At 35.2% G+C, this 5065-nt stretch carries 5 protein-coding genes; all 5 read right to left on the bottom strand.

The window, feature by feature from the left end; all coding sequences use genetic code 11:
- Positions 1 to 1124: thiamine pyrophosphate-dependent enzyme (locus ACKI67_RS08440; protein ID WP_407463086.1), on the bottom strand; the 1124-nt coding region annotated here is incomplete at its 3' end.
- A 12-nt stretch (positions 1125 to 1136) separates the two neighbouring features.
- Positions 1137 to 2303, bottom strand: coding sequence for a 3-methyl-2-oxobutanoate dehydrogenase subunit VorB (locus ACKI67_RS08435; RefSeq protein ID WP_407463085.1), 1167 nt, complete (start codon positions 2301 to 2303; stop codon positions 1137 to 1139).
- Positions 2304 to 2558, bottom strand: coding sequence for a 4Fe-4S dicluster domain-containing protein (locus ACKI67_RS08430; RefSeq protein ID WP_407463084.1), 255 nt, complete (start codon positions 2556 to 2558; stop codon positions 2304 to 2306).
- Positions 2559 to 2764: 206 nt separating this feature from the next.
- Entirely contained in the window at positions 2765 to 4435 is a 1671-nt protein-coding gene (locus tag ACKI67_RS08425) for an AMP-binding protein (RefSeq protein ID WP_407463082.1), read from the bottom strand.
- Between the two features lie 93 nt (positions 4436 to 4528).
- A partial coding sequence (locus ACKI67_RS08420) for a helix-turn-helix domain-containing protein (RefSeq protein ID WP_407463080.1) occupies positions 4529 to 5065 on the bottom strand: 537 nt, incomplete at its 5' end.

The following is a 5065-nucleotide window of genomic DNA, read 5'->3' as shown; positions in this document are numbered from 1 at the left end:
TCTACAACAGGAGAACCAATGGTTTTAGCTGAAATGGTTACGGAACAGTTGGAGGTTCCTCCTCTTTGTTCAGGACCATAACTTGGGTACCAAGACACTTCCTTACCTTCTGAACATGCTGCTTGAGCCAATGTAAGACCTGTACTTAATACACCTTGACCTCCGAAACCTACAATTTTGACTTTGCAGTCTTCAAAGTCCTCTTCAACTTTAGCGATTTCCTTGGTCCTGTCTACACCAAAGACTTCATCTAATGATTCAATTGAAAAGTCACTGACTGGCCTTTGCTTAGGTTCTCTTTCTTTGGATAAATCTCTAAATCTTTTTACTGGGAATTCCTTACCCATTTCATTAATCAAGAAGTCTTCCACTCCTTTCACATCTCTTTTAATGTTTGTTGGACATGGTGACAAGACTTCAACGAATGAGTAACCTTTTCCTTCCTTTTGAACCATCAAAGCCTTTTTAATAGCTATTTTAGCTTTTCTGATGAGTTTTGGATTAGCGAGAGATACCCTTTCAATGAATACAGGTGCCTTGAGGTTATCTACAAGTTCACACATATGCAATGGGTAACCTGCGAAATTAGCATCCCTACCGTTTTGACAGGTGACAGTCTTTTCACCAATCAAGGTAGTTGGTGCCATTTGACCACCGGTCATACCATAAACGGTGTTGTTTACAAAGAAAACTGCAATTTTCTCTCCACGGTTTGCTGCCTGCAAGGTTTCATTCAAACCGATTGATGCTAAATCTCCGTCTCCTTGATAGCTCATTACAATAGCATTGTCTTCAGCTCTTGAAATACCAGTTGCAACAGCAGGAGCTCTTCCGTGAGCAGTCTGTACATTACCTGCATTGAAATAGTAATAATTGAATACGGAACATCCTACAGGAGAAATCATAACTGATCTTTCTTGAATGTCCAATTCATCAATCACTTCACCAATCAATTTAAGAAGGATACCATGACCGCAACCAGCACAGAAGTGAGTGTTGTAAATGTCATTTCCTTTTCTTGGGTAGCTGTCATTTAAGGATTTTGGATTCTTAAGAACTTTTTCTTCTATTTCACTTTTTTGAACTTTCTCAGTATTTTCAGCACTAACTCTTATGTTATCCATCTTTTCACCTCCTTAGTCAACCACCCTATGGTTATGATAGTTGTCATTGTCTAATTCATCTTGATAATCCTTATCGGATAAGTAGGAAGCATCAAATTCCTTATCTTCACTATCTACCTTGTGACGTTCATCACTGCCTACCATCTCATAGATTTCATTAAGGATATCCTTAAGTTCAATTAATTTTCCACCCATTCTGTTAACCAAATGGACATCATCATAGCCAGCAGCCATTTTTACATCTTCTCTCAATTGGCCGTTACTCATTTCTACTGAAACGAATTTGACTCCTTTGTCGGCTAACTCTCTGATTCTTTTCTCTGGGAATGGGAATAATGTAATTGGTCTTAAGAGTCCTAACTTGATGCCTTTTTCTCTTGCGACATCAACTGCAGTTCTTGATAATCTGCTACTTGTTCCATAGGATACAAGTACAATTTCAGCATCTTCAACCATATACTCTTCATAAAGAACTTCATTTTCCTTGATTCTTTCATATTTCTCTTGAAGTTCAAAGTTGAAATCCTCTAATTGATCAAAGTCCAAGAAAATGGATGTAACTAAATTATCCATAGTTTCCTTATTTCCTCTTACAGCCCAAGAATCGTCAATTGTTGGTTCTACAGCTTCAGTTGGGAATGTCAATGGCTCTGCCATTTGACCAAGTGTACCATCAGCAAGCACCACTACAGGGTTTCTGTATTTTGTAGTGAGTTCAAATGCTTTCATGGTAAAGTCACACATCTCTTGAACACTGTTAGGTGCCAATACTATATTTCTATAGTTTCCGTGACCTCCACCTTTAACGATTTGATTGTAATCTCCTTGTTCAGGACCTATATTACCTAAACCAGGACCTGCTCTCATAATGTCCACAATTACTGCAGGCAATTCAGCACCTGCTAAAAATGTGAATCCTTCTTGCATTAAGCTGATTCCAGGTCCAGATGATGCGCTCATAACTCTGTGACCGGTTGAAGCTCCTCCGTAGATCATGTTTACAGAAGCCTCTTCACTTTCAGCCTGTACAAATTTTCTACCTAACATTGGGAAATATTTGGAAGCTTCATGGAGAATTTCACTTGCAGGAGTGATTGGATATCCGAAGAAACAATCACAGCCAGCGTATAATGCTCCAATAATTACTGCTGTATTTCCTTTTACAATTTGATTACTCATTTAAGCATCTCCTTTAGGTTTTCTAGTCCTTCTAGGAATATGAACTTCAATAGCTAATGGTTCTGGACAAGTATAATAACAATCTCCACAACCAATACAACCTTCTCCGGTATATTCTGCATATTGATATCCACTATCATTAATTTCTTCACTTAATTTAAGGCATTCCTCTTTGCAAACGCTAATGCATCTTAAGCATGCCTTACAATTGTTTTTACTAATGATTGGATATGGTTTTACTTGATTTTGATTCATTTACACACTATCCCTTTAATTTTAATACTTAATTAATTTAATAATCACAAAATTTTATAAGCATCCTATAAATTAATAATTAAAGTTTACTTCACAAAATTTTAAAGTTTTTGCAAATTTATTAATTAAAATTCACAAAATTTTAAAGTTCCTATTTCAAAATTAAATTTAAAAAAATAATAAATTTATAAAAATGAAAAAGAGGATTAGAATTTGTTTTCATCCTCAGTTCTAATGATTTTTCTTTGAATTTTACCACTGATGGTTTTAGGCAACTCTTCGACAAATTCAATCATTCTTGGATATTTATATGGAGCAGTTGCATGTTTTACATGATTTTGAATCTCTTTTTTAAGCTCTTCACTTGGCTCGAATCCTTTTGCAAGAACGATTGTTGCCTTTACGATTTGGCCTCTGAGTTCATCAGGAACACCTGTAATTGCACATTCTAAAACTGAAGGGTGAGAAATTACAGCATTTTCCACTTCATACGGTCCAATACGGTAACCTGAAGATTTGATTATATCATCATTTCTACCTACAAATGTGTAATAACCGTCCTCATCCACATAAGCGGTGTCTCCACAGTGGTAAAAACCGTCATGACATACTTCATCAGTTTTTTCCTGGTTTCTATAGTATTCCATAAACAAACCTACAGATTTTTCTCCACTGATGTCAAAACAGATTTCTCCTTCAGAACCGATGTCCACAACATTATGATCTGAATCCAAAAGGCTTATCTTATATGCTGGGGATGGTTTACCTACACAACCAGTTTTAGATTCCATCCAAATGAATGTAGCCAATGAAAGGGTTGTTTCGGTTTGTCCGAATCCTTCCTTAATCTCAAGTCCTGTGAATTCCTTGAATTTGTTGAATACTTCAGGAGGCAATGGCTCTCCAGCAGTGGTTGCATATTGAATATTTGAAAAGTCAAATTGAGACAAGTCCTCCTTAATCAGGAATCTGTAGATTGTTGGAGGTGCACAGAAAGTGTTTACCTTATTTTCAATGATCTTTTCCATTAAATCCAAACCATTGAATCTAACATAATCATAAACAAATACAGCAGATCCTGAAATCCATTGCCCATAATAGTTACCCCATACAGCCTTACCCCAACCGGTATCAGCAGAAGTGTGGTGAACACCGTCTTCAACAACATTATGCCAGTATTTAGCGGTAATCAAGTGTCCAATTGCATAGGTATGGTCATGTGCAACCATTTTAGGGTTTCCAGTAGTTCCGCTTGAGAAATAAATCAAAAATGGCTCATATTCATGGGTAGCATCCTCACCGGTTGGCCTTTCGAATTCATCACTCATCTTATCCATTTCTTTATCAAAATTGAACCAGCCTTCCTTATCGATGTTACCTACTAATGCCTTTTTAAGTTCAATGCCTAATTCCTTCTCACAAGCTTCATAATCTGGAATCAATTGGTCCTCTTCAACAGATACAACCATTTTGATGCTTGCATTTTCAACACGATAAACGATATCGTGAAGCTTTACCATATGAGTTGTTGGAATAGCTATTGCACCTATCTTGTGAAGTGCAGTCATGCAGATCCAAAATTCATATCTGTTTTTTAAGGTAAGCAATACTGCATCTCCCTTATTTATTCCTTGGGATTTAAAGAAGTTTGCAGCTTTGTTAGATAATTTTTTCATATCTGTAAAAGTAAATACTTTTTTCTCATTGTCATCGCACCAAATTAAAGCGATTTTTTCTGGATCTATTCTTGCATATTCGTCCACCACATCAAATCCAAAATTAAAATCCTTTGGTACATTAAATTCAAAATTATCGTAAAAATCCTTATATGATTTAAAATCAACTCTTTTTACGAAGTTTCCTATTAAAGATGTCATTATATCACTCTATTTTAATCTAGCTATAATTCCCCTTGAATATAGCATATTTTATATTTTCAAACACAATTTTAATTATTATTTTTATTTAATTTACATAATTACAGCTAAAAATTTAGCTTTTTCACCATTTAATGCAATCATAGCATGTTTACAAGTTGCATCGAAGAAAATTGAATCTCCTTCGTTTAAGATAATTTCATTATCCTTAATGAATATTTTTACGCTTCCTTCAAGAATATAGTTAAATTCCTGACCTGCATGTGCATTTAAAGAAGGAATGGCATCTTCTTTAGGATCTACAGTTACAATAAACATTTCTGCTTTTTTATGAACAAACTTTTTACATAAGTTTTCATACTTGTACTCTTTCCTTCTGTCAACAGCAAAACCCTTATCAGCTCTTGTTACATCAAAGTAAGTCATACGGGTTTCTTCACCAGTAAGAAGTAAAGCTAAATCAACCTTAAAGATATGTGCAATTTGGTATAAGAAACTAGCAGGAATATCTACAATACCGTCCTCATAGGAAATATAAGTTTCTTCATCAACGTCTAGTTCTTTAGCAATTTCTTCTGTTGTAATATCGGATAATTCTCTTAATTCCTTAATTCTCATACCGATATCTTT

It is taken from the genome of Methanobrevibacter sp., assembly GCF_045577275.1.
Taxonomy (GTDB): Archaea; Methanobacteriota; Methanobacteria; order Methanobacteriales; family Methanobacteriaceae; genus Methanobrevibacter.
The sequence above is the reverse complement of the archived record's forward strand: the minus strand, read 5'-3'. Positions and strand labels throughout refer to the sequence as shown.